Annotated in this window: 21 protein-coding genes and 1 tRNA gene; 15 read left to right on the forward strand and 7 right to left on the reverse strand. The window is 63.2% G+C overall.

Features of this window, described 5'->3' with window-relative positions:
- Positions 1-9 precede the first annotated feature (9 nt).
- From FHE74_RS06745 to FHE74_RS06755, 3 genes are read right to left on the reverse strand one after another with little or no spacing between them, the layout of a single operon-like run.
- Positions 10-468, reverse strand: a complete 459-nt coding sequence (locus FHE74_RS06745) for a RidA family protein (protein WP_139465742.1) — start codon at positions 466-468, stop codon at positions 10-12.
- A gap of 1 nt (position 469) precedes the next feature.
- Entirely contained in the window at positions 470-625 is a 156-nt protein-coding gene (gene sp36 / locus FHE74_RS06750) for a Sp36 family protein (RefSeq protein ID WP_139465743.1), read from the reverse strand.
- 13 nt (positions 626-638) lie between these two features.
- Positions 639-1022, reverse strand: a complete 384-nt coding sequence (locus FHE74_RS06755; RefSeq protein ID WP_246049218.1) for a WhiB family transcriptional regulator — start codon at positions 1020-1022, stop codon at positions 639-641.
- A 194-nt stretch (positions 1023-1216) separates the two neighbouring features.
- On the opposite strand from FHE74_RS06755, the gene FHE74_RS06760 reads away from it, so the two are divergent.
- The 3 genes from FHE74_RS06760 (at position 1217) to FHE74_RS06770 (ending at position 4693) form a co-directional block, all read left to right on the forward strand.
- Positions 1217-3616, forward strand: coding sequence for a penicillin-binding protein (locus tag FHE74_RS06760; RefSeq protein WP_246049215.1), 2400 nt, complete (start codon positions 1217-1219; stop codon positions 3614-3616).
- A gap of 13 nt (positions 3617-3629) precedes the next feature.
- A complete protein-coding gene (locus FHE74_RS06765) occupies positions 3630-4535 on the forward strand; it encodes a metallophosphoesterase (protein WP_425456331.1) in 906 nt (301 codons plus the stop codon).
- Between the two features lie 81 nt (positions 4536-4616).
- Positions 4617-4693 (forward strand) — tRNA-Pro (locus FHE74_RS06770).
- Between the two features lie 110 nt (positions 4694-4803).
- Here the strand turns inward: FHE74_RS06770 and FHE74_RS06775 are convergent.
- Positions 4804-6213 carry a hypothetical protein gene (locus FHE74_RS06775; RefSeq protein WP_139465746.1) on the reverse strand — a complete coding sequence of 470 codons (1410 nt, stop codon included), beginning with the start codon at positions 6211-6213 and terminating at the stop codon, positions 4804-4806.
- Positions 6214-6328: 115 nt separating this feature from the next.
- On the opposite strand from FHE74_RS06775, the gene FHE74_RS06780 reads away from it, so the two are divergent.
- From FHE74_RS06780 to FHE74_RS06805, 6 genes are read left to right on the forward strand one after another with little or no spacing between them, the layout of a single operon-like run.
- The gene (locus FHE74_RS06780; protein WP_139465747.1) at positions 6329-9280 is read left to right on the forward strand and encodes a DUF4040 family protein; all 2952 of its coding nucleotides are present in this window, start codon (positions 6329-6331) and stop codon (positions 9278-9280) included.
- On the forward strand, positions 9280-9765 hold the full coding sequence (locus FHE74_RS06785) for a cation:proton antiporter subunit C (RefSeq protein ID WP_139465748.1): 486 nt from the start codon (positions 9280-9282) through the stop codon (positions 9763-9765). The genes FHE74_RS06780 and FHE74_RS06785 overlap by 1 nt, the downstream gene beginning before the upstream one ends.
- A complete protein-coding gene (locus FHE74_RS06790; protein ID WP_139465749.1) occupies positions 9766-11295 on the forward strand; it encodes a monovalent cation/H+ antiporter subunit D family protein in 1530 nt (509 codons plus the stop codon).
- Positions 11296-11298: 3 nt separating this feature from the next.
- A complete protein-coding gene (locus tag FHE74_RS06795; RefSeq protein WP_139465750.1) occupies positions 11299-11709 on the forward strand; it encodes a monovalent cation/H+ antiporter subunit E in 411 nt (136 codons plus the stop codon).
- Positions 11710-11724: 15 nt separating this feature from the next.
- Complete coding sequence (locus FHE74_RS06800) at positions 11725-11997, forward strand: cation:proton antiporter (RefSeq protein ID WP_139465751.1); 273 nt, start codon at positions 11725-11727, stop codon at positions 11995-11997.
- A 5-nt stretch (positions 11998-12002) separates the two neighbouring features.
- On the forward strand, positions 12003-12347 hold the full coding sequence (locus FHE74_RS06805) for a Na+/H+ antiporter subunit G (RefSeq protein ID WP_139465752.1): 345 nt from the start codon (positions 12003-12005) through the stop codon (positions 12345-12347).
- 63 nt (positions 12348-12410) lie between these two features.
- Here the strand turns inward: FHE74_RS06805 and FHE74_RS06810 are convergent, their stop codons facing one another.
- Positions 12411-13949, reverse strand: coding sequence for a catalase (locus tag FHE74_RS06810; RefSeq protein ID WP_139465753.1), 1539 nt, complete (start codon positions 13947-13949; stop codon positions 12411-12413).
- A gap of 173 nt (positions 13950-14122) precedes the next feature.
- On the opposite strand from FHE74_RS06810, the gene FHE74_RS06815 reads away from it, so the two are divergent.
- The 3 genes from FHE74_RS06815 (at position 14123) to FHE74_RS06825 (ending at position 17631) form a co-directional block, all read left to right on the forward strand.
- Entirely contained in the window at positions 14123-14689 is a 567-nt protein-coding gene (locus FHE74_RS06815) for an RNA polymerase sigma factor (protein ID WP_139465754.1), read from the forward strand.
- Positions 14690-14756: 67 nt separating this feature from the next.
- Positions 14757-16109 (forward strand): YkvI family membrane protein, encoded by a 1353-nt coding sequence (locus FHE74_RS06820; RefSeq protein WP_139465755.1) that lies wholly within the window; start codon positions 14757-14759, stop codon positions 16107-16109.
- Positions 16110-16299: 190 nt separating this feature from the next.
- Positions 16300-17631 carry a YkvI family membrane protein gene (locus FHE74_RS06825; protein WP_139465756.1) on the forward strand — a complete coding sequence of 444 codons (1332 nt, stop codon included), beginning with the start codon at positions 16300-16302 and terminating at the stop codon, positions 17629-17631.
- On the opposite strand, the gene FHE74_RS06830 is transcribed toward FHE74_RS06825, so the two are convergent.
- Both FHE74_RS06830 and FHE74_RS06835 read right to left on the reverse strand, forming a co-directional pair.
- Entirely contained in the window at positions 17628-18656 is a 1029-nt protein-coding gene (locus FHE74_RS06830; protein ID WP_139465757.1) for an aspartate-semialdehyde dehydrogenase, read from the reverse strand. The two genes, FHE74_RS06825 and FHE74_RS06830, sit on opposite strands and share 4 nt — an antisense overlap.
- A gap of 25 nt (positions 18657-18681) precedes the next feature.
- The gene (locus FHE74_RS06835) at positions 18682-19947 is read right to left on the reverse strand and encodes an aspartate kinase (RefSeq protein WP_139465758.1); all 1266 of its coding nucleotides are present in this window, start codon (positions 19945-19947) and stop codon (positions 18682-18684) included.
- Positions 19948-20062: 115 nt separating this feature from the next.
- Here FHE74_RS06835 and FHE74_RS06840 point away from each other — a divergent pair, with 115 nt between their 5' ends.
- From FHE74_RS06840 to FHE74_RS06850, 3 genes are all read left to right on the forward strand, one after another.
- The gene (locus tag FHE74_RS06840; RefSeq protein WP_139465759.1) at positions 20063-20914 is read left to right on the forward strand and encodes a DMT family transporter; all 852 of its coding nucleotides are present in this window, start codon (positions 20063-20065) and stop codon (positions 20912-20914) included.
- A 205-nt stretch (positions 20915-21119) separates the two neighbouring features.
- The gene (leuA, locus tag FHE74_RS06845; RefSeq protein WP_139465760.1) at positions 21120-22937 is read left to right on the forward strand and encodes a 2-isopropylmalate synthase; all 1818 of its coding nucleotides are present in this window, start codon (positions 21120-21122) and stop codon (positions 22935-22937) included.
- A 170-nt stretch (positions 22938-23107) separates the two neighbouring features.
- Positions 23108-24061 carry a PDDEXK family nuclease gene (locus FHE74_RS06850; RefSeq protein ID WP_139465761.1) on the forward strand — a complete coding sequence of 318 codons (954 nt, stop codon included), beginning with the start codon at positions 23108-23110 and terminating at the stop codon, positions 24059-24061.
- Positions 24062-24211: the final 150 nt, after the last annotated feature.

A 24211-nucleotide genomic window follows, 5' to 3' on the forward strand; every position in this document is an offset into this window, starting at 1 on the left:
CAGCAACTCTTAGACGCGCGCCTCGACGACGACCTCAACCTCAACCGGGGAGTTCTTCGGCAGCACCGCCACGCCCACAGCGGAGCGGGCGTGGATGCCGGCCTCGCCGAATACGTCGCCCACGAGCTCGGAGGCGCCGTTGGCCACCTGCGGCTGGCCGTAGAAGTCAGGGGCGGAGGCCACGAACACGACCACCTTGATCACTCGCGTGACGTTGTCCAAGCCCACCTGCGCGTCGATAGCCGCAAGAGCGTTCAGCGCGCTGGTGCGGGCGTACTCGTAGGCCTCTTTCTCCGAGATCTCTGCGCCTACCTTGCCGGTGGCGGGCAGCTGCCCATCCACGAAGGGGAGCTGGCCCGAGGTGTGCACCTGGTTTCCTACGGTTACCGCCGGCACATAGGCCGCCACTGGCGCGGCCACCGGGGGAAGCTGGAGTCCAAGCTTCTGCAATGCGCTGGTTGCCGACATATTAGGAACGCTCCCGCTTCAAGTAGGCGATGGAGTTCTCCGGGTTCGGGCCCGGGGTCACGGTCACGAGCTCCCAGCCGTCTTCACCCCAGGTGTTCAGAATCTGGGTAGTGGCGTGGCTCAGCAGCGGAACGGTTGCGTATTCCCAAGTAGTCATGCCCCAACCCTACCTACGCAGGACGCTGGCGCTCGGTGGCAGCGATGCAGTGGGCGGCGCCGCGGCCCGGGGCGACGATCTCTCCACCCTCGGCAAGGAAACGGGCCCAGCTGGTCACGTCGGGGTTTGCCCGCAGAAGCGCACGGCGCTGGCGCTCGGTGAGACCACCCCAGACGCCAAATTCGATGCGGTTATCCAGGGCATCGGCCAGGCACTGTTGTGCCACCGCACAGGAGCCGCACACGCTGGTGGCCACGCCCCGCTGCTCAGCGCCACGCACAAACAGCGCCTCCGGATCCGCCCCGCGGCAGCGCGCCTTGGTTACCCACTGAGAACGACGAAATTCCTCCGGAGCCTCATCAATCTTGGTATCGCGTCGAGGTGCCTCGGTGACCATCGTGCTCATTCGCTTCGACTGCTCCTTGTCGTGTTCGTCGTACAACAACTCGCGGCAAGTTGTTTCTTATAGAAACCCAACTACTGTCAGTGTTGGTTAAGGTTTTCACACAATTTCCACATTGTCGAACAGATCACACATTATGGGGTAGCTGTCAGTTCCACATCGGGGGTAGAGGCCGTAATGTGTCGAGAGTGAATGCACAGAAATCCCTGGGACACGTCCTCCTGGCCACGTTGGCAGCCGGTGTGCTCATCGCACTTGCACTCACCCCCGCCGCTGGCCTCGCCGGTGCCGCCGCGCACCGCACTACCAAGACCATGGAGTCGAACCTGGCGGATATGACCTCTGGGTGGACCCCCGGGGTGACCACGATCAACGACTCAACCGGGCAGCCCATTGCCCGGTTGTTCAAGCAGAACCGCACCTCGGTTAATCCTGATCAGATCGCCCAGCCCATGAAGGACGCGATCGTCTCCATCGAGGATCGCCGCTTCTACGAGCACGACGGCGTGGATATCCAATCCACCGCCCGAGCACTGCTGACCAATCTTTTCGCCGGTGGCGTGGAACAGGGCGCCTCGACGCTCAACCAGCAATACGTGAAGAACTACCTGCTGCTGGTCACCGCCGACTCCGAAGAGGAGCAGCAGGCGGCCACCGAGCAGTCGATCCCGCGCAAGCTGCGAGAAATGCGCATGGCCACCGAGCTGGACAAGCAGCTGAGCAAGGATGAGATTCTCACCCGCTACCTCAACCTCGTCCCCTTCGGCAATCACGCCTACGGCATCCAGTCGGCCGCGCAGACGTACTTTGGTGTCGATGCCGCCCAGCTCACCGTCCCCCAGTCGGCGATGCTGGCCGGAATGGTCCAGTCCTCGGAGTATCTCAACCCGTACACCAACACCGACGAGGTGATTGCGCGCCGCAACACCGTCTTGCAGTCGATGGTGGATTTTGGCGCCATCGATCAGGCCACTGCCGACCTGCACGCTGGCGAACCGCTCGGAGTGTTGGAGTCCCCCAACATCCCCACCAATGGTTGCATCGGTTCCGGTAACGCCGGATTCTTCTGTGACTATGCCCTGACCTACCTGCAGGCCAAGGGCATCGACGAGGAACAGCTGCGTACCGAGGCGTTGACCATCAACACCACCCTCGACCCGCAGGCCCAGGAGGCCGCACACTCGACGGTGGTCTCCAACGTCAGCCCCACCCAGCCCGGTGTGGCCCAGGTGCTCAACGTGGTGGAGCCCGGCAAGGACTCTCGCCGGATCCTGGCCATGACGTCCTCGCGCAACTACGGCCTTGATGCTGAAGCCGGGGAGACCTATCTACCCCAGCCCACCTCCCTGGTTGGCAACGGCGCCGGCTCCGTGTTCAAGGTGTTCACGGCGGCTGCGGCGCTTGAGCAGGGGCGCGGGCTTAACGACGTTCTCCCTGTCCCGACCCGCTACGAAGCCCAAGGCCTGGGTGATGGCGGTGCGGACAACTGCCCGCCGGGCCGCTACTGCGTGGAGAACGCTGGCACCTACAAGCCGCAGATGACCATGGCCGAGGCCTTGGCTCACTCCCCGAACACCACCTTTGTGCAGCTCATCGAGCAGGTAGGCGTGCCCGCGGTCGTGGATATGTCGGTCAAGCTGGGACTGCGCTCCTATGACGACCCCGGGACCTACAACGAAGATCACTCGATTGCCTCCTACTTCAAGGAGGCAAACCTCGGCTCCTACACCCTGGGTCCGACCCCGGTTAACCCGCTTGAGCTGTCCAACGTTGGCGCCACCCTCGGTTCTGAGGGCATGTGGTGCGAGCCCAGCCCGATCGAAAAGGTACTCAACCCGCAAGGCGATGAGCTCGCTCTCGAGCGCCCGGAGTGCGAGCAGGTCGTTGACCCCCAGCTGGCCGGTTCACTTTCCCAGGCCATGACCCTGGACATTAAGGAAGGAACGGCTTCCGAGGCCGCCAAGGCCTTGGGCTTCGGCGGAACGGCCGCCGCAAAGACGGGTACGACCGAGTCCCACCAGTCGGCCGCGTTCCTGGGCTTTAACAACGCGATCGCCGCGGCTCCGTACATCTTCAACGACGGAACCTCCACCGCCCCGCTGTGCACCTCGCCGGTGCGCCAGTGTGGCGAAGGCACCCTCTTCGGCGGCAAGGAGCCCGCTCGCACTTTCTTTGGCACCGTCAACCAGCTACCACGCGCCATGGCCGGCGGCCTGTCCGGCAGCAGCGGTGCCTACGAAAAGGGTGAGTTGGAGTCCATCGCTTCCGAGGTGCGCGGCCAGTCCGAGGCCCAGGCCCGCAACCGGCTGAGCTCCAAGGGATACTCGGTGACCTCGACCAGCTATGTCAGCGGCTCGGGCTACCCGCGCGGCACCGTGGTGGGCGTGGCCCCTGAGCGCGACCGCAAGGTCGTCCTGCAGATTTCTGATGGCACGGGGTCCCGGCCAGCGTCGCCAAGCCCCTCCTCCCCCGGCACCACCGGAACGCCGCAGCGACCGGAACAGCCTGCCGGCCCCAGTGAGCTCGATCGCGCCGTGGAGGACCTCAACAACACGCTGGAGGAGTTCCGCCGCAATTTCGGCCTCTAGTAGGCTGGCGAGGGTGATTAAGCCTCGCCATCTGCTTGCCCCCGCCCTCGCCGCTACCGCCGCTGGGGCGGGGTTTCTTGCGTGGGGAAACTCCGAGCTGCGCCGCTTTGAGCTCAAGAAGGTCACCGCGCCGGTCCTCGAGCCCGGCACGCTGGGCGAGGGCGAGCGCTTCACCATTCTGCACATCTCGGATCTGCACATGATCCCCGGCCAGGACACCAAGATCGCCTGGGTATCCGCACTCGACGCCCTTGATCCCGACCTGGTGATCAACACCGGAGACAACCTCTCGGACGAGCGCGCGGTACCTGACGCGCTGGCCGCCATGGGGCCGCTGCTGAACCGCCCAGGAATGATGGTTTTTGGCACCAACGACTACTGGGCCCCTCGCCCTGCCAATCCCTTCAATTACCTGTTGGGGCGCAAGCGCGAGCCGTCGCATGTGGACCTGCCATGGAAGGACCTGCGCGCCGGCATGATCGAGCGCGGATGGCACGATGCGACTCACCAGCGCATTGAGATCAAGGTCGGCCCGCTGCGGCTCGCGGCTGCGGGTGTCGACGACCCCCATCACGACCTGGATGACTACTCCACCATCGCGGGAACCCCCAATCCCGACGCTGACCTACGACTCGCGCTGACCCATTCCCCTGAGCCACGCATCCTGCGTCAGTTCGCCGCCGATGGCTACCAGCTAGCGCTGGCTGGGCACACACATGGCGGGCAATTCTGCCTGCCGGGGTCCCGCGCGATCGTGACCAACTGCGGCATCGACACCGCCCGCGTGCAGGGCTTAAGCACTTTCGATGGCATGCACCTGCACGTCTCCAACGGCCTGGGAACCTCCAAGTACGTGCCGTTCCGATTCTTCTGCCGCCCCTCCGCCACGCTCATCACTCTCACCGAGAAGGCCGAATAACCTGCAGTTTTGCTGTGCGCTCCGGCATTGGTCTAAGGTATGTGGATGTTCGCGCAGCCCTGTTGGGAACGCTGAACGCACCGGGATATGGCGCAGCTTGGTAGCGCGCCTCGTTCGGGACGAGGAGGTCGCAGGTTCAAATCCTGTTATCCCGACCAACTAGTACGGCCCCAGGCAAGATTATTTGCCTGGGGCCGTTTTTTGTTCATCGTCCTACGGCGCGCAGCGCGATGCATGGCGCATCTGTGGTGTCGACCGGAAGGCCGCCTTAATGCTTCCGGTCGACAGTAAGCGGGGATCTCCGTGCCACAAACACTGCCGTCACCGCCGCGAGCCCGGCCAGTACTGCCAGTGCGATCCACGTCAGGTGGGAATTTCCGGCATTGCCCAAGGCGGCGAGTGCCGCCGTCGCCCAGTTCAATGGGGAGGTAGCTGCGGCTATCCACGACCACTCAGGCAGCTGGCTGGTGGCAGCTGCTCGCCAGACCCATCCCACAAATCCCAGCTGCACCAAAGCGCCCAGCAGGACCATCACTGCGCCCAGGGTTGGACCTCCCAGGCGGACGGCGAGCGTCGTTAAGCCCGCCGAAGAGGCCGTAGTGAGGAACAACACCGCACCTGAGAGCGCGGCCGCGGCCGCAGGCATGCCAGAGGCAAAGACGAAGAGACAGACCAACCCAGTTACAGCTCCCAGTGCCGAGGCAACGGCAAGGGTGAGCAGGCGCCGCTGAGCCCCCGCAGCTGAAAGCAGAAGGTAACCGCCGGCGATGCCAATCAGACCCGCCAGTGTTGCCACCAGGAGCGCCACCTGCGGGGGAAGGGCACGCACGGTGTTCGCAGCTCCCCACGCCGGTGCCGGCAGGGCCCGGTTCACGGCACCGACCCGGTCGTTGGTCTCCTGCGCCATGGTGTTGACTCGTTCGCTGCCCTCGCGCAGCTGGGTGCTGCCCGCGTGGGCGTCAGCGGCTCCGGTCGAAAGGTCGTCCAACCCAGCGGCCAGATCGTGAGCCCCCTTGTGCGCCGAGTAGATCCCGTCGTGGAAGGCATAGCCCGGAGCATTCAGCTGATTGGCCAGCTCGCGGGCCCCGCTGCGCACGCGCTCCAGCTCCGCGGTCGCGTTGGCATCTGTGGGCAGGGCGTTGGCCTGATCTCGCAGTGCCCGCAAGTCCTCGCGTACCTTGGCCACCTCCGGGTCGGGGTTGCCCTCCAGGGCGGCGATCGTGCGATCCAGCTTGCCCACCAGCTGACCCGATACTGCCCCGGCGCCGATGAGCGGGGCGGTGGCTGCGTCCACGCCGTCGGCAAGCTGGGTGGCCCCAGCACCGAGCTGGCCGACTCCCGCCTGGAGCTGGGTGAGGCCGTCGGCAAGCTTCTGCGAGCCTTCCGCAGCGTCGTTGGTTCCCTCGGCCAGCTTGGCCGTGCCGCCCTCAAGCGCACGGGCCCCATCCTGAAGCTGCGTAGTTCCGCTGGTCAGAAGGCTGGACTGGCTGGCTGCTTCGCCGGCAGCCCGGCGCGCCTGCTGCACCTCGGGCGACTGTCCGGCAGCGCTCACGCTCGGCGCGCCTCCCGCCTCGTTGGTCCAGGACTTCGAGGGTTCAAGGTGGGCGAAAGCGGCCACCCCGGCCGCGGCTAACAGGATGAGCACGCAGAGGGCGGGAAAGAGGAGTTGGCGACGCATAACCTCTCACGGTATCCAGCGTTCTCTAAGAAACTCTCGAGGCACTCCGAACTTTTCGCAACGTGTAACGTGATACGGGCTTAATGCATAAAGCTCAACCAGAAGTGAGGAGTCGATGGCGCTTCTAGTAGCGATCCTCGCCGTGGCCTCCGCTGTCGTCCTGTCCCCAGTGGCGGTGCGCGTGATGGACCGGGCGTCTGGCTACCCGCTGGCCGCCCTCTTTGCCATAGGCGCTGTAGCGCTGGCGCGAGAGGCGTCAGCCGTGTGGAACGGTCAGGCGCTGACCTATTCAATAACGTGGGCTCGGGGGGTGTTCGGCCCCACGACGGACGTGGTCTTCTCGCTAAAGGCAGATGGCCTGAGTTTGTTCTTCGCCCTGCTTGCGCTGATTATCGGCGCTGCGGTGTTCGTCTATTCCGCGGCGTATCTGCCCAAGAAGGACGGCAACTTAAGCTTCTACCTGATCATGACCGCCTTCACCTTGTCGGTGCTGTTGCTGGTCACCGCGGATGACGTCCTCGTGCTCTTCATTGGCTGGGAGCTGGTCTCGCTCGCGTCGTTCATGCTGATCGCGCGCTCGGGACTCTCGGGTGCCGACGGTGCCTCGCGCACCCTCATCCTCACCTTCGTGGGTGGTCTGACGCTGCTGGCTGCCCTGGCGATTGCCACCATGGCGGCGGGCACGACCAACCTGACGCAGATCCTCGCCTCCGACGTCTGGGATCAGCGCCCCGGTATGACCGTGCTGGTGGCGCTGCTGATTGCTGCCTCTGCCTTTACCAAGGCCGCGCAGTTCCCCTTCCACTTCTGGCTGCCCGAGGCCATGGCCGCTGCCACCCCGGTCTCGGCGTTCCTGCACGCGGCCGCCGTGGTCAAGGCTGGTGTGTACCTCCTGCTGCGTTTCAGCGCGGTCTTTCATGATGTGCCCGCGTGGAATGCCACGCTGATCATCGTCGGTATGTTCACGGCGCTCATCAGCGCTGCCTTCGCCCTGCAAAAAACCGACCTGAAGCAGCTGACTGCCTACTCCACGGTGTCTCACCTGGGCTGGATCGTGGCCACCATCGGCGTGGGGACTCCCGCTGCACTGGCCGCCGCGCTGGTGCACACCCTGGCACACGCGCTGTTCAAGTCCTCGCTGTTCATGCTCATCGGCGTCGTCGACCACGAGGCCGGTTCGCGTGACATGACGCGCCTGGGCCCGCTCTGGCGCAAGATGCCCTTCACCTTTGGCTCCACCGCGATCGCCGCGGCGTCCATGGCCTCGATTCCGCCGCTGTTCGGATTCGTGTCCAAGGAGGGCATGCTCACCGCGTTCGAGGAGGCCCCGGCCGCCTCCTGGTTGCTGCTTGCTCTCGCGGGCGTGGCTGCGCTGCTGACCTTCAGCTACTCCGCCAAGATCATCTTTGGCGCATTCTTCGACGGCCCGCGCGACGTCTCGGGCGTGCACGAGGCTCCGGTGCGTCTGTGGCTGCCGGCGGCACTTCCGGGATTGCTTTCGCTTCCCTTGGCGTTCCTGCTTCCGCTTCTCGACGCCCCCGTCGACGCGGCAGTCAAGGCCATCGCCCCGGATACTCACCACCACTCCCACCTGGCCCTGTGGCACGGCTTGACCATCCCGCTGCTGATCACCGTCATCGTGCTGGTGGCCGGCGTATTCGTGGCCATCAACCGCCGCCGAGTGTGGAACTTCTTCGAAAACACCACGTTGTCCCCGGTCACTGGTAATGACGCGCTGCACTCCATCACCCGCAGCGCCGAGTGGTCTGGCCGCAAGCTGGGTTGGATCGCTGACTCGCTCGATCCGTCCCGCCACCTGTCGGGCATGATCGCGCTGATCGTGGTGCTGGGTGGTACCACCCTGGTCAACTCCTGGATCGCCGGCGGCGTGGATGGCGTGGCGCTGGCACCGCGTGCCGACGGCCTGGACAACCCGTGGGACCTCCTCCCGCTGGCCATCATCCTGGGCTCGGTCGCCGGCCTGGTGCTCACTCGTACCCGCTTGACGGCTGCCATCCTCCTGGGTGGTGTCGGCGTGGGCATGAGCCTGCAGATGCTGCTGCTGGGTGCACCGGACGTAGCGCTTACCCAGTTCCTGGTCGAGTCGCTCACCGTCATCGTGATCATGCTGGTGGTTCGCCACCAGCCCAAGACCTTCTTCCTCGTCGGGCCGACCCGCAAGAAGATCAGCATCGTGCTCGCCCTGCTCTCCGGCGTAGTTGCTTTCGCGGCCTCCCACGCCCTGCTGGGACGACGCGACCGCTCCGACCTGGCTATGTGGTTCCTGGACCACGGCAAGGAGATCACCGGGGGCAACAACATTGTCGCCGTGATCATCGTGGAGTTCCGTGGATTCGATACCCTCGGCGAGCTGTCCGTGCTGGGCATGGGCGCAGTCGTGCTGGCTGCCATGGTCACCACGATGCCGCGCTACCCCTTCTTGCGCGGTACTCACCCGGCCCCGTTTGGCCAGTCCGAACTCAACGCCCTGCCGCTGCGCATGGTGTTCAAGCTGGTCTTGCCGGTCCTCATCGTGCTCAGCGTGCTTATCTTCTTCCGCGGCCACACCGCTCCGGGTGGTGGCTTCGTTGCCGCCCTCGTGCTCTCGACCGCCTTCGGGCTGTCCTACCTCTCGCAGAAGTCGGACTCTCCGGTGGTCTCGCGCAAGACGCCGATGTTCCTGTCGGGAGTGGGCATCATCGTTGCCATCTCCTCCGGTTTCGCTGGCCTGCTCGAGGGTGGCTTCCTCTACGCCATCCACGGCCACATCCTGGGGCAGCACGTGACCACCTCGCTGATCTTCGATGCCGGCATCTATCTGGCGGTGTTGGGCATGATCACCGAGGCCATCAATGCCCTCGGTGACTACCTGCGCCCGGGCGTGTCGTCTGTGGACGACCTCAACTACTCGCGCCTCAAGAGCGAGCTGCCCGACGTCCCCGACGTGGAGTACACGGGAGATGTGGATGAGGACTTCCCGCGTCCCATCAACCCGGCGGAGAATCCGCTTGGCGTGGCTGCCGATCCCACCTCGGGCAACCACCCGAACCCGAAGGAGGACGCGTAATGATTTTGTCCACCACAATTGCCATTCTGGTGGCGGGCGCGGTCTACCTGGTGCTCCAGCGCTCGATGGTGCGCGTGATCTTTGGCATGTCCCTGATGTCTCACGCCGCCAACCTCCTGCTGCTCGCCGGTGGCGTGGGTGCCTGGCGCGGCGAGGCCTTCGTCGGCATGCGCGACGTAGACCAGGCTGCCGATCCCCTCCCCCAGGCCTTTGTACTCACCGCCATCGTGATCGCCATGGCGACCACGACCATCCTCCTGGCAACCGCCGCGCTGGGCGCCGACGACGACACCGAGGATGAGGGCGGACACGAGGGTCCCGGCATCGATGACGGCACACCGGATGTGCACGAAACCGCTGACCCGTTCTCCACGCTGGGACGTGATTCCCAGCGCGCCCGGGAGGTTAAAGCAAGTGAAAAGCAGGCTCGTCGAGCCCGGAAAGGCAGCACGGCCAGCCGTGCGCAGAAGAAGGCAGGTGCCTAAGTGACCATCGACGCCACCCTCCCCCTCTTCGTCGCCACTCCGCTCATTCTGGCTGCGGTCGTAGTTCTTAGCCCTGCCAAGTGGATCCGCGATGCTTTACACATCGCTGTTCCGGCGATCCTCGCGATCGCGTCTGTCGCGCTCTTTGCTCACGTCCAGGACCACGGCACGGTCGCGCATGTCATCGGCCTGTACCCCGGCAACGTCGGCATCACCTTCGCCGCGGATCAGTTCTCGGCGATCATGCTTTTCACCACGATGCTGGTGGCCACGATCGCTAACTGGTTTGCCACGGCCACCGGTGAAACCCGCTCCCGCTATTACCCGTCTCTGACCTTGATCCTGATCACCGGTGTGAACGGCGCCTTGCTCACCGCGGATCTGTTCAACTTCTTCGTCATGATCGAGGTCATGCTCCTGCCCTCCTATGGCCTCATGGCCATGACGGGCGGACGAGATCGCCTCCGCGCCAGCCGCATGTTCATCCTGGTCAACCTGGCAGCCTCAACGCTGCTCGTGGTCGGCGTGGGCATCGTCTACGGCGTGACCGGTGTGGTTAACATCGCGGCCCTCAAGTCCGCGGCCGCCGGAAACGGCCCGGTGACGGTGGCCATGGGGGCAATCATCATCGCGATTGTGGTCAAGGCGGGCGTGTTCCCGGTCCATACCTGGTTGCCGCGCACTTACCCCAACACCTCGGCGGCCGTCATGGGATTGTTCTCGGGCCTGCACACCAAGGTCGCCGTGTACATGCTCATGCGCATCTACGTGGTCATCTTTGACGTCGAGAAGCGCTTCGAGTGGCTGATCATCGTCGTCATGGTGATCTCGATGATCATCGGCGCTTTCGCTGGTCTTGCCGAGAACTCGATCCGCAAGGTTCTGGCTTACCAGATGGTCGTGGGCATGCCGTTCATCCTGGTGATGTTCGCCTTTGCCCCCGAGCACCCGCGGGTCGCCCTGTCCGCGGCGCTGATGTACACCCTGCATCACATGATCACCGTCGGCGCGCTGATCCTGAACTCCGGCGCGATCGAGGAGACCTATGGCACCGGCCAGCTGTCCAAGCTCTCGGGCCTGGGTTCCCGCGACAAGTGGACCGCGGCTATCTTCGCCGCCGGTTCCTTCTCGGTGCTGGGATTCCCGCCGTTCTCCGGACTCTGGGGCAAGGTCATGCTGGTCGTCGCGGCGGCGCAGTCGGGTGATGTGAAGGCGATCGTCGTGATCACCACCATCATCATCGCTTCCTTCGGCGCGCTGCTGTCCATGCTGCGCGTCTGGCGCAAGGTGTTCTGGGGACGCCCGATGCAGCGCGTGCCCGACAACTTGACCGTGCGGTGGCGCTTGCTCGCCCCCTCGGCGACTCTGATGGCGATCTCGGTGCTCATGTTTGTTGCGGCCGGCCCGCTCGTGGACGCCGTCAACGGGGCGACGGATTCGCTTCTCGACGTCGACAGCTACACCTCAGCGGTGTTGGGCGACGACGCAGTGGGCCTGCCCGATCTGACTGGCCTGCAGGAAGGACGCTAGAGCATGCATTACTTCACCTATGCCCTGTGGCTGATCAAGGAGATCTTCGCAGCCGGCTGGTCGGTTGCCATCCGGGCTATCCGCCCGGACATGGGTTTTAGCCCGATCGTGGTGCGCTACCCGCTGCGTGTGACCAGCGACTGGCACATCTTCTGGTTCTCCACGTCGATCACCGCCACCCCGTCGACACTCTCGCTGGGTTTGCGTGAGCCTGCCGGGGAGGGTCAGCCGCGCATCCTGCTCGTTCAGGATGCCTTCGGAGTCGATCCCGCGGAGACCACTCGTGGCTTGGCTGAGATGGAAGAGCGCCTCGCCCCACACGTCAAGGGCATCGACCATGGGGTCCCCGGGCAAGGAAGCGCCGAAGAGCTCGACCCGAGCCTCTACGACTTCACCCGCCCCTTCGAGCATTAGGAGAAGGAGTAGATCATGAGTGCATTCGAGTGGATTTTGCTGGTGTGCATGATCACCGTAGGCCTATGCCTGCTCGCCGGGCTGGCCTTGATCCTGCTTACTAAGGACATCCTCAGCCGCGCCGTGCTGTCGGACATGCTGTTCTACGCCATGGTGTGCTTCTACTTGATCTGGACGATTCGTAATGACACCTTCATCGCCTATGAGATCGCCATTCTGGCGGGCCTGGTGGGTGGCGTGATGCCCACCCTGTCGATGTCGCGCGTCGTTTCCCGAGGACGGAGGTAAATCGCATGAGCCTCGTCGAAATTATCGTGGCCATCCTGGTCATCTTTGCCACGTTCATGGTGGTCGCCACCGTCTTCGCCCAGTGGCGTGCCCCGGATGCTCTGACCCGGGCCAACCTCATGGGCCCCACCGTCGCCGTGGCGTTTCCGGTGTTGATCGTGGCCAAGCTCATCTACGATATCGCCGAGCACGGGTTCGACCTGCACGACTTCCTGCGCGCGCTGCTCGCCATTGCTGGCGCCTGGATCGTCGCCTCGGTGGGTTCCTTCTACCTGGCCCGCTCGATTTACGGCGTGACCGTCGTCGACGAAACGCCCGAAGGCTCGGCCTCGGAGGGTGCCGGCAAGTAAGCCTTAAGGTCGCACAAGAAAACCCGCTGGTAAAAAGCCAGCGGGTTTCTTATTGTCTACGCGCTACTTGGAGGAGGTGAAGATCTCCTTCACGCGTGCGCCCAGGTCCGGGTGCACGTTGGTCCAGTATTCGTAGCAGCGCTGCTCAGTCTCCGGCTTCACACCGTCCATGGCGCCGGCGATGTTGTTGGCCAGCTCCTCCTTCTCCTCGTCGTTCATGACGTCGCGGTAAAGGATGGTGGCCTGGATGAAGTTGTCATCCTCGGCGTGCTGGACGTACTGGCCGCGGTAGAGCTGGTTACCGTGCTGGTCGTTGCCCACCATGGCGTCGTCAACCACCGGGTGCTCGGCGGAGTGATCGGAGGTCTCGCCGCTGTCGAGTACGCCGGCGCCCTTGTTGGTCTTGTTCGGGGAGTACGGCAGCGATCCGTTCTCGTTGAACTGGTAGGCCATCGGGCCGTTCTGGCTGTAGGTGTTCACATCACCGTTGACGGGCTGGTTGATCGGCAGCTGACGGTAGTTCGGTCCGATGCGGTAGCGCTGCTGATCGGAGTAAGCGAAGATGCGCCCCTGCAGCATCTTGTCCGGGGAGAAGCCCACGCCCGGAACCAGGTTGGAGGGGTCGAGGGCGATCTGCTCGATCTGCGCGTGGAAGTTCACCGGGTTGCGGTTGAGCTCGAAGTAGCCGATCTTCTTGCGCGGGTAGTCCTTCTTGGACCAGACCTTGGTCAGGTCGAACGGGTTGAAGCGGTAGGTCTCGGCCTCATCCAGCGGCATGATCTGAACCTCGACGCTCCAGCGCGGGAAGTCGCCACGCTCGATGGCTTCGTAGAGGTCCTGGCGGTGCAGATCCGGGGTCTCACCGGCGGCCTTGGTGGCCTCGTCCTGGGTGAGATTGTGCACGCCCTGCTCGGAGATGAAGTGGTACTTGACCCAGAAAGCCTCGCCTTCGGCATTGATCCACTGGAAGGTGTGGGAGCCGTAACCGTTCATCTCGCGAGCGCTGCGCGGAGTTCCACGGCCGCCCATGAGGTAGGTGACCTGGTGGGCGGACTCCGGGGTGCGGGTCCAGAAATCCCACTGCATGTCGGCGCTGCGCAGGCCGGTTGCCGGGTGACGCTTCTGGGACTGAATGAAGTCCGGGAACTTCACGGAGTCGCGCATGAAGAACACGGGGGTGTTGTTGCCGACGATGTCGTAGTTACCCTCCTGCGTCCAGAAGCGCAGGGCGAAGCCGTGGACGTCACGCCAGGTATCCGGGGAGCCGGACTCGCCTGCCACGGTGGAGAAGCGAGCAGCCATCGGGGTGACGGTGCCCTTCTGGAACAGGGACGCCTTGGTGTAAGCAGAGACGTCCTCGGTGATGTGCAGCTCACCGAAAGCCCCCAGGCCCTTGGCGTGCGGGATGCGGTCAGGAACAACCTGGCGGTTAAACGCAGCCAACTTCTCAATGAGGTGGATGTCGTTGAGGATCACCGGTCCCTGCTGGCCCGAGGTGACGCTGTGGTTTTCGCTCTGGACGGGCGAACCATTGAGCTTGGTGGTGTGGGCGTGCGCGTTGGTGCGCTCACCCCGGTTGAGGATGTCATCGATGCCGGTCATAGCTTTAACCTTCCGATTGTTAGACAGTTCCTATTAGAACGTTTCTACTGATAGGTTACCGCGAAATTGCGTGGGGACGCAACGGTATCCAGTTTAGGGACAAATCATTTCCATGCAGCAGAATGCATGCGTCGACAAGCGCGCAGTGCCTGAGCATTCCACTGCTACCCTCAATGTTCGTGTCCCCCCAAGATCCGCGCGATGACGAGCGAGTAACCGAACTCGCCCTGCGCGCGGGCAGCGGCGACAAGCGCGCGCTGGCCGAATTCATCCGGCTCACCCATGGCGACGTGTGGCGCCTCCTGGCACACCTGGCCGGCCCAGAGGCGGCCGACGACCTCACCCAGGAGACCTACCTGCGCGTCCTCGGCGCGCTCCCCCGCTTTGCCGCTCGCTCCTCGGCACGCACGTGGCTGCTCTCACTGGCGCGACGCGCCTGGGTCGACAACATTCGCCACGAACGGGCCCGACCGCGCAAGTCCGCCACGGAATACGAGGACGCGGCCGCCACCTCGACCGTGGCGGACACCGACTGGAGCGCGTGGATCGACGCACGCACCATGATCGACCAGCTGGACCCGGATCGTCGAGAAGCACTCATCCTCACCCAGGTACTGGGATACTCCTACGACGAAGCCGCACGCATCGCGGGCGTACGCGTGGGCACGATCCGCTCCCGGGTGGCACGCGCGCGCAAGGAGCTTATCGACGGCTCGACAACCCCCTCCCGAGAGCATTAGCGAGAAGCGCAGCAACCTGTTTAGATAAGACTATTGCCCTGTTTTATCTAAATAGAAAGCCAAAATTATGTGGCAGCGAGCCATATCAGTCGCACTAGCTTTTACTGGCGTCATCGTCGGCGCCGGCTTTGCCTCCGGCCAGGAGGCCCTGCAGTTCTACGTCGCCTTCGGTGTGTGGGGCGTGGCAGGTGCTCTTCTGGCTTCCGCCCTCATGCTGATCTCGGGCGTGGCCGTCCTCCAGCTCGGTAGTTACTACCAGGCACGCGAGCACATGAGCGTGCTCAGCCGCATCTCCAACAAGGCGATTGCCTGGATCCTGGATATCTCCACGATCATCACGCTGTTTTCCATCGGCTTTGTCATGTTCGCCGGCGGCGGATCCAACCTGCAGCAGCAGTTCGGCCTACCCCTCTGGGCCGGCGCGGGCCTCATGCTCGTCTTGGTGCTGATCACCGGCATGATGGACGTGAATAAGGTCTCCGCCGTGATCGGTGCGATTACCCCGTTCGTGATCGCGACCATCCTCTTTGTCACCATCTACACCCTGGTGACCTCCGACTGGAATTTCGCGCACCTCAACGAATACTCCCAGGCTGAGGTGGCCACCACCCTGCCCAACTGGTGGATCTCCGCCCTGAACTACATCGGCCTGTGCATCATGACCGGCGTGTCCATGGCCATCGTGATCGGCGGCAACATGATGGACACCAAGGCCGCGGGCTTCGGCGGCCTGCTCGGTGGACTGTTCTTCACCATCATGCTGGTGCTGTTGGTGGCCGCCATGTTTGTCAAGGTCGAGACCGTCAACGGGGACGCGATGCCAGTGCTGTCTTTGATGACGGACATCCACCCCTGGCTGGGCGCATTCATGGCGATCGTGGTCTACGGCATGATCTTTAATACCGCTATCGGCATGTTCTACGCCCTGGGCAAGCGCCTGACTCGCAAGAACCCGAGCCGCTACCGCGTGGTGTTCATCGTTACCTGCTTGGTGGGTTTTGTGCTCTCATTTGTCGGCTTCAAGACGCTAGTCGCCTATGTCTACCCCGCTTTGGGTTACCTAGGCGTTCTCCTGATCGCCGTCCTGGCCTACGCCTGGATCCGCGGTGGAGCAAAGCTGCGTTCCGAAGGCCGCCGCCGCGCCCGCGCACTCGCCCTCACCGAACGCAAAATGGACCCGCGCATGCGCTTCTCCAAGCGCAACGAACGCGAACTGGCCAAGCTCACCGCCGCCTCCAACCTCGAAGACAAAGACTTCACCGAATCCATCACCGACGAAGTCCACGACAAACTCGAAGCAGACGACGAACTCCCCGACTACGACCGCACCGAGGAACCCGCGGACGTCACCTACGTGGCCCACACCGAACCCGTGGCCCAGGGTGAACACCACCACCGCGACGTCACGGAAAACGAGTAATTAGGACAAACGCCTCCCCCAGGGGAGGCGTTTTTTATGGCGCAATCGTTATCAATGGAGTTAACTAAGTTTCTACCCCGAGTGTGTGAGCATCGATCGCCGATCCCTGGAATACGACCGTCGCAGACCGACGCGACACTCTCTATCCACAGGGCCATACTCGGAGGGAACATACACAGGAAGAACTCCCATGCTTAAACGAGCTCTCGGCATTGCGCTCGCTTTTACTGGCGTCGTTGTTGGCGCCGGCTTTGCTTCCGGCCAGGAGGCCCTGCAATTCTTCGTCGCCTTTGGCACGTGGGGTCTGGTAGGCGCAGTCTTTGCTTCACTACTCATGGTCGTTGTTGCAGTGGCCCTGCTGCAGCTTGGCAGCTACTACCAGGCCAAGGAGCACATGAGTGTGCTCAGCCGCATCTCCAACAAGGTAGTCGCGTGGATTCTGGACATCTCCACCATCGTGACCCTCTTCTCCATCGGCTTCGTCATGTTCGCCGGCGGCGGCTCCAACCTGCAACAGCAGTTCGGCCTACCCCTGTGGGTTGGCGCTGTGATCATGCTGGTGCTGGTGCTGATTACCGGCATGATGGACGTGGAAAAGGTCACTGCCGTCATCGGCGCCGTGACCCCCTTTGTGATCATCTTCGTCGTCTTTGTCACCGTGTACACCCTGGTGACCTCCGACTGGAACCTGGCAGCTCTCGATGAGGCCTCGCGCAGCGTGGAAACCACCCTGCCCAACTGGTGGATCTCCGCCCTGAACTACACCGGGCTTAACGTCATGACTGCCGTGTCCATGGCCATCGTGATCGGCGGCAGCTTCATGGACACCAAGGCTGCCGGCTACGGCGGCCTGCTGGGCGGAATCTTCTACCTGGTCATGCTCATGCTGCTGGTCTCCGCGCTCTTCCTTCAGGTCGAGACTGTCAACGGCACCGACATGCCGGTGCTCACCCTCATCAATGAGATTCACCCGTGGATGGGCGTGGTCATGACCTTCGTGGTCTACGGCATGATCTTCAACACCGCCATCGGCATGTTCTACGCCCTGGGCAAGCGCCTGACGCGCACACGCCGTCACCTGTTCCGTCCGGTGTTCATCGTGACGTGCCTGATCGGTTTCGCGTTGTCCTTCGCCGGCTTTAAGACGCTGGTCTCCTACGTCTACCCGGCCCTGGGATACCTGGGCATCCTCATGATCATCGTGCTGTCTACCGCGTGGATCCGCGGTGGAGCAAAGCTGCGTTCCGAAGGCCGCCGCCGCGCCCGCGCACTCGCCCTCACCGAACGCAAAATGGACCCGCGCATGCGCTTCTCCAAGCGCAACGAACGCGAACTAGCCAAACTCACCGCCGCCTCCAACCTCGAGGACAAGGACTTCACCGAGTCCCTGACCGACGAAATCCACGACAAACTCGAGGCAGACGACGAACTCCCCGACTACGACCGCACCGAGGAATCCGCAGGCGTTACCTACGTGACTCACTCGGAGCCGGCCGCTCGCGAGGAGAAGAAGAACTCCTAGACCAGGAGTTCGGCAATCTGGATGGTATTCAGCGCGGCACCCTTACGCAGGTTGTCGCCAGATACCACCAGCACCAGGCCCTTGTTGTCGGCGACGGCCTGATCCTGGCGGATGCGTCCGACCAGGGAATCGTCCTTGCCGGCCGCGTTGAGCGGAGTCGGCACGTCGACGAGCGAGACTCCCGGCGCGTCCCGGAGCAGATCCTCTGCCTCCTGCGGGGTAATCGACTGGTCAAACTCGGCGTGGATCACCATGGTGTGACCGGTAAAGACGGGGATGCGCACGCAGGTGGCCGACACACGCAGCTCGGGGATGCCCAGAATCTTGCGCGACTCATTGCGCAGCTTCTGCTCCTCATCCGTTTCCAGCGAACCGTCGTCCACGATGGAGCCTGCCAGGGGCACCGCGTTGAACGCGATCGGAGCGACGTAGGGGCCCAGGTCCTCCGGAGCCAGCAGGGAACCATCGTGCGCGAGCTCCACGTTGTGGTCCCCGATTTCCGCGGTCTGGCGCGCCAGCGTTTCCACTCCGGCCAGCCCGGAACCCGATACCGCCTGGTAGCTAGCCACCCGCAGCGTGTTCAGCCCCTTGGCCTTGTGCAGGGCACTCATCACCGGCATCGCCGCCATGGTGGTGCAATTCGGGTTGGCGATAATCCCCTGTGCCTTTGCGGCCTCCGCCGGGTTGACCTCGGAGACGATCAGCGGAACCTCCGGGTCCTTGCGCCAGGCCGAGGAGTTGTCCACCACGGTCGCGCCGGCCGCAGCAAACACCGGGGCCCACTGCTTCGAGGTCGCGCCTCCCGCGGAGAACAGCGCAATATCAATCCCGCGCAGGCTCTCCTCGGTCTGCTGGGTAAGGTCCTCGACCTCCACAGTCTGCTCCCCGAACTCCAGCTGCTTGCCGGCCGAACGCGGGGAAGAGAAGAAGCGCACCTGATCTGCGGGGAACTTACGCTCCAGCAGGATGTCGCGCATGACGCGTCCTACTTGTCCGGTTGCGCCGACAACGGCAACGGTAGTCATCTGGGTATTCCTCTCTTACGTGTCTTTAGCGTCCGGTTCCGGCGTAAACGACGGCGATCTCGTCACCGCCCAGCTGGAACTTGTTGTGCAGCGCGCGGGTGGCCTTGGGCAGTTCGGTCTCTCGCAACACAGCGGTGATCCGGATCTCGGAGGTGGTGAACATCTCGATGTTGATTCCCTCGTCGCGCAGCGCCTCGGAGAAGTCTGCGGTCACCCCAGGGTGGGACTTCATGCCCGCGCCGACCAATGAGACCTTGCCGATCTGGTCGTCGTAAAGCACGTCCTTCCACTCCCCCTCTTCCTTCAGCGCCGAGAGCAGCTCGACGGCGCGGGGGCCGTCGGCACGCGGGCACGTGAAGGTGATGTCGGTGGTGTTGTCGTCGACCGCCGAGATGTTCTGCAGCACCATGTCGATGTTGATCTCAGCGTCGGCCAGCACGCGGAAGACCTTGGCAGCCTCCCCCGGGTGATCCTTAATGCCAATGACGGTGACCTTGGCCTCGGACTGGTCGGTTGCCACACCGGACAGGACTGCTTCTTCCACGGGAATATCCTCCATTGAGCCGGCCACTAGGGTGCCGGGATCGTTGCTGTACGACGAACGGACGCGCAGCGGGACGTTAAACGCCCGGGCGTATTCCACGCTGCGCAGGACGAGAATCTTGCTACCCGATGCGGCCAGCTCCAACATCTCGTCGAAGGAGAGTTTCTCCAGCTTTTGGGCATCGGGCACGATGCGGGGATCGGCGGTGTAGACGCCGTCGACATCGGAATATATTTCGCACACATCGGCGTTGAGCGCCGCGGCGAGGGCGACCGCGGTGGTATCCGAGCCGCCGCGCCCCAGGGTGGTCACGTCGCGGGTTTCCTTGTTCACGCCCTGGAAGCCAGCGACGATGCAGATCTTGCCCTCGTCCAAGGCCTCCTGGACGCGCCCCGGGGTGACGTCGACGATGCGCGCATTGCCATGGCGCTCCGTCGTAAGCACGCCCGCCTGGGAACCCGTAAACGAGCGGGCCTCTGCGCCCAGGCTGGAAATCGCCATGGCAACCAGCGCATTGGAGATGCGTTCACCGGCGGTGAGCAGCATATCCATCTCGCGGGCTGGCGGAACGGGATTGACCTGCTCGGCTAGATCCAGCAACTCGTCGGTGGTGTCGCCCATGGCGGAACACACCACAACGACGTCGTTTCCGGCCTTCTTCGTGGCGACAATTCGCTGCGCTACCGCACGAATTCGCTCAGCGGACTCCAGGGAAGACCCACCGTATTTCTGAACAACTAACGCCACGTTGTGTTCACCCTCTAACAATTGCCGGGTACTAAGTTCTGACAGCCACAATAGACTGCTCGGTTCATCATAGTTGCAAGATCAAGCCCGGGTGGCTACCGGTAAAGTAACGCGCGTGCACAACAACCTCGTGGCGGTGATCTTCGCCCTCGCTTCTGCTCTCACGATCGCGTGGGGCACCGTCGTACGCCACCGCATCGCCGGTGAGGCCACACTCGACGGAACGCTCAAGGGCTCTCCGCTGATCAACGCCATCACCCGCCCTCTCTGGTGGGCCGGAACGTCCACGGCGCTGTTGGGTTATGGCTTCCAAATCATCGCCCTGGCCTTTGGCACGCTGCTGGTGGTCCAGCCGATCCTGGTGCTGTCGCTCATGTTTACTCTGCCGCTGGCGGCGCGTTACGACGGCCGAAGGCTGCACAGCCAAGAAATCATCTGGTCCTGCCTGCTCACCATTGCCGTAACAGTGCTGGTCTTGCTCGGCCGCCCCGCCCCCGGAGATCCGCATCCCCCGCTTAGCCGCTGGATGTGGGCGCTGGCCCTCGGCCTATTGGTCATGACCGGACTGGGGATCGCGGCTCGCTGGATGCAGGGCCCGCCGCGCGCCTTGACCCTGGGCATCGTCACCGGCGGAATCTTCGGTTACGTCGCCGTGCTGTCGAAGGGATTCGTGGACATCGCAGTCAACCAGGGAGTCTTTAGTGTTCTGACCTCCTGGGAGACCTACGCGCTCATCGCCGGAGCCACCCTGGGCACCATTGTGCAGCAGTATTCCTTTAATGCCGGACAGCTGCGCCATAGCTTGCCGGCCATGACAGCGGCTGAGCCAGTTTTCGCCTTCAGCTTGGGTTATGCCGTCCTCGGTGAGCAGTTTCAGGTCAAGACAATCGCCGGGTGGTGCGCGATGGCAGTCTCCCTGGTGGTCATGATTGCCTCTACCGTCCTCTTGTCTCGTCGGGGTATATAGATCCGTTCCATGCCGTGAGATTTACTCGCCACGCTGTGGACAGGAGAGACGCGGATCACTACAGTGGGTTCGCATGAACGCTAGGGCGCAGCTCCTTCTACGCCGCGGCGGGGCCTAGTTCTTCTTCAGCCGAATGTCACGGCCGGCACCCCGTCGCGTAGTTCCTCGCGCCGGCCGTGAGCACACTTCACGTAAGAAGGACACTATGAGCTCCAACGATTCTTTTTTCTCTGCACCGGCCGACATCCGCACCCCCAACGGTGAGATCCCTGCCGACCAGCCCTCCTGGAACAAGCAGCGAGCTTCCAGCATGCCTGTGAACCGCTACCTGTCTTTCGCCCAGGAAGTTGAGGACATCCAGCTGCCGGACCGGACCTGGCCCGACAAAAAGATCACGCGCGCTCCGCAGTGGTGTGCCGTCGACCTGCGCGACGGCAACCAGGCTTTGATCGACCCCATGAGCCCCGAGCGCAAGCGCCGCATGTTCGAACTGCTGGTGCAGATGGGCTACAAGGAAATCGAGGTCGGCTTCCCGTCCGCCTCTCAAACGGACTTCAACTTCGTGCGCGAGATCATCGAGAAGAACATGATCCCGGACGACGTCACCATCCAGGTCCTGGTCCAGGCGCGCGAGCATCTGATCCGCCGCACCTTCGAGGCCTGCGCGGGAGCTAAGAACGTCATCGTTCACTTCTACAACTCCACCTCGAAGCTGCAGCGCAAGGTCGTGTTCCGTAAGGAGCGCCCGGCCATCAAGAAGCTGGCCACCGACGCCGCCGAGCTGATCAAGTCCATCGCAGCCGACTACCCCGATACCCACTGGCGCTGGGAGTACTCGCCGGAGTCCTTCACGGGCACCGAGCTGGACTTCGCTTTGGAGGTCTGCAACGAGGTCGTCGACATCATGGGTGCCACCCCAGAAGATCCCATGATCATCAACCTGCCGTCGACCGTGGAGATGATCACGCCCAACGTCTACGCGGATTCCATCGAGTGGATGCACCGCAACCTCGCGCGTCGCGACGCCATCATCCTCTCCCTGCACCCCCACAACGACCGTGGCGAGGGCATCGCCGCTGCAGAGCTGGGCTACCTCGCGGGTGCCGACCGCATCGAGGGCTGCCTCTTCGGTAACGGCGAGCGCACCGGCAACGTCGACCTGATCACCCTCGGGCTGAACATGCTGACCCAGGGAGTTGACCCGCAGATCGACTTCTCGGACATCAACAAGATCCGCTCCACCGTCGAATACTGCAACCAGCTGCGCGTTCCCGAGCGCCACCCCTACGGCGGCGACCTGGTTTTCACCGCGTTCTCCGGCTCCCACCAGGACGCCGTGAACAAGGGCCTGGATGCCATGGCCGCCAAGATCAAGGAAGGCGCCGACAACACCCAGGTCAGCTGGGACGAGCTGCGCGGCGTCACGTGGGAGGTCCCCTACCTGCCGATCGACCCCAAGGACGTCGGCCGCGACTACGAGGCCGTCATTCGCGTGAACTCGCAGTCCGGCAAGGGCGGCGTGGCCTACATTATGAAGACCGACCACGGCATCAACATGCCGCGCGGCATGCAGCCCGAGTTCTCCTCGGTCGTACAGGCTGTCACCGACTCCGAGGGTGGCGAGGTCAACTCCAAGAACATGTTCGACCTCTTCGCCCGCGAGTACCTGGATCGCGACGAAGTCCTGGAGCACACCCACATCCACGTCGATGGTGCCGAAGAAGACGAGGCTGCCCTGACTGCCACCGTGACTTTCCGGGGCTCCGAGCAGGAGATTTCCGGCACCGGCAACGGCCCGATTGCGGCCTACGCCAACGCGCTGGAGAAGATCGGGGTCGACCTCGAGGTGCTCGACTACACCCAGCGCTCGCGCTCCTCAGGTGACGACGCCGAGGCCGCCTGCTACATCTACGCGGACGTCAATGGCACCCAGGTCTGGGGCGTGGGCATCGCGGGCTCGACGACGCGCGCCTCGCTCGACGCAGTAGCCAGCGCTGTCAACCGCGCACTCGCGGAGGCCTAGCTGGTTTTCGGGGACCCTGGAGTTTTGGACAGACCTCTAAAGGAATGGGCACAAAGAAGCCGTCCTTTAGAGGTCTGTGAGCTTTTCTCGCGTCCTTTGTGCCGATTCCTTTAGAGGTTTAAGCCCCGCACCTCTGCGCCTAACCCCGATCCTCGGCATACTCCCCAACCATGGGGGAAAATTTCACAACTCAACTCATCGAACTGCGAAAACTTCAGCACGACGACCACGCAATCAAGCGCCAACTCGCCACCGGGGAACTCGTCAGGCTCAACGCGGAAGTCGCTATCCGCAAAGAAGCGCTTAATACGGCCACTCCGTGGGAACGCGCTCGTTTATATGCCTGGGCATACGCCAAAGCCAGCGACCGGGCCGTCTTGGTGTCGCTGTCCGCAGCACGCATCTACGGGCTTTCTTGCCTCAGCACATCTACCGAGGTCGAGCTCTCCTACATCCGCAGCCGACGCCCGGGGTACGGACGCAGCATCCCCGGCTTGGTACGGTTTCGTGGCTCGCGCTTGCGCGAAGATGAGACTCAGCTTTACGACGGCGCCCGCGTCACCACCTTAGGAAGAACCGTCATCGACGTAGCTCGCTTCCACGGTGTTACCGAAGGCGTCGTAGCTATGGATTCGGCCCTGCAATGGAGCAGGTCTTCGCCGGAATCCCTCGATCAATACCTAGCCGATTGCTCGAATATGACTGGCATTGCTCAGGCACGGAAAGCAGCCAAACTGAGTACGGGCAAAGCAGAGAGTGCACTGGAATCTCTCGCTCGCTTGGCGTGGACCACCTGGGACGATCCCCGCCTCTTCTCCGTAGAAGAACAGTGGGAATGCACACTCAGCGCACACCTCATTCGGGTCGATTTTCTCCTCAACGGTTGGCTCATCGTAGAAGTCGATGGGGCCATCAAGTACGACGGACAGACCTTCGGCCGCACCACAGATGAAGCGATTCGTCGCGAACGTGACCGGGAGAAGGCGCTGCAAAACGCCGGCTTCATCGTTGCCCGCTTCTCCTATTCCGACATCAATGGCCCTCAAGGAGCGCGCCCCATGTTGCGCCAGATTGCCGCGCTTTTCGACGCCTACGGTGCCCGCGGTCCTCGATCCGCCGCGTAGATTTCCACCGGGTCCGGCCGCGTTGGCCCCATATCCGCACAAACCTCTAAAGGAATCGGCACAAAGGGGTCGAATTTTGCCCCTAAACCTCTAAAGGACGACTCCTTTGCGAACATTCCTTTAGAGGTCTGGAACGGTGAACCACGCAGC

Origin of the sequence: Corynebacterium tapiri (assembly GCF_006334925.1) — a bacterium.
GTDB classification, from domain to species: Bacteria; Actinomycetota; Actinomycetes; order Mycobacteriales; family Mycobacteriaceae; genus Corynebacterium; species Corynebacterium tapiri.

Bases quoted from the DNA above. Each gene is read 5' to 3' on its own strand.
- FHE74_RS06745 (WP_139465742.1), bottom strand. From the start codon at position 468: ATGTCGGCAACCAGCGCATTGCAGAAGCTTGGACTCCAGCTTCCCCCG.
- sp36 (WP_139465743.1), bottom strand. From the start codon at position 625: ATGACTACTTGGGAATACGCAACCGTTCCGCTGCTGAGCCACGCCACT.
- FHE74_RS06755 (WP_246049218.1), bottom strand. From the start codon at position 1,022: ATGGTCACCGAGGCACCTCGACGCGATACCAAGATTGATGAGGCTCCG.
- FHE74_RS06775 (WP_139465746.1), bottom strand. From the start codon at position 6,213: ATGCGTCGCCAACTCCTCTTTCCCGCCCTCTGCGTGCTCATCCTGTTA.
- FHE74_RS06780 (WP_139465747.1), top strand. From the start codon at position 6,329: ATGGCGCTTCTAGTAGCGATCCTCGCCGTGGCCTCCGCTGTCGTCCTG.
- FHE74_RS06785 (WP_139465748.1), top strand. From the start codon at position 9,280: ATGATTTTGTCCACCACAATTGCCATTCTGGTGGCGGGCGCGGTCTAC.
- FHE74_RS06795 (WP_139465750.1), top strand. From the start codon at position 11,299: ATGCATTACTTCACCTATGCCCTGTGGCTGATCAAGGAGATCTTCGCA.
- FHE74_RS06800 (WP_139465751.1), top strand. From the start codon at position 11,725: ATGAGTGCATTCGAGTGGATTTTGCTGGTGTGCATGATCACCGTAGGC.
- FHE74_RS06805 (WP_139465752.1), top strand. From the start codon at position 12,003: ATGAGCCTCGTCGAAATTATCGTGGCCATCCTGGTCATCTTTGCCACG.
- FHE74_RS06810 (WP_139465753.1), bottom strand. From the start codon at position 13,949: ATGACCGGCATCGATGACATCCTCAACCGGGGTGAGCGCACCAACGCG.
- FHE74_RS06815 (WP_139465754.1), top strand. From the start codon at position 14,123: ATGTTCGTGTCCCCCCAAGATCCGCGCGATGACGAGCGAGTAACCGAA.
- FHE74_RS06820 (WP_139465755.1), top strand. From the start codon at position 14,757: ATGTGGCAGCGAGCCATATCAGTCGCACTAGCTTTTACTGGCGTCATC.
- FHE74_RS06825 (WP_139465756.1), top strand. From the start codon at position 16,300: ATGCTTAAACGAGCTCTCGGCATTGCGCTCGCTTTTACTGGCGTCGTT.
- FHE74_RS06830 (WP_139465757.1), bottom strand. From the start codon at position 18,656: ATGACTACCGTTGCCGTTGTCGGCGCAACCGGACAAGTAGGACGCGTC.
- leuA (WP_139465760.1), top strand. From the start codon at position 21,120: ATGAGCTCCAACGATTCTTTTTTCTCTGCACCGGCCGACATCCGCACC.
- FHE74_RS06850 (WP_139465761.1), top strand. From the start codon at position 23,108: ATGGGGGAAAATTTCACAACTCAACTCATCGAACTGCGAAAACTTCAG.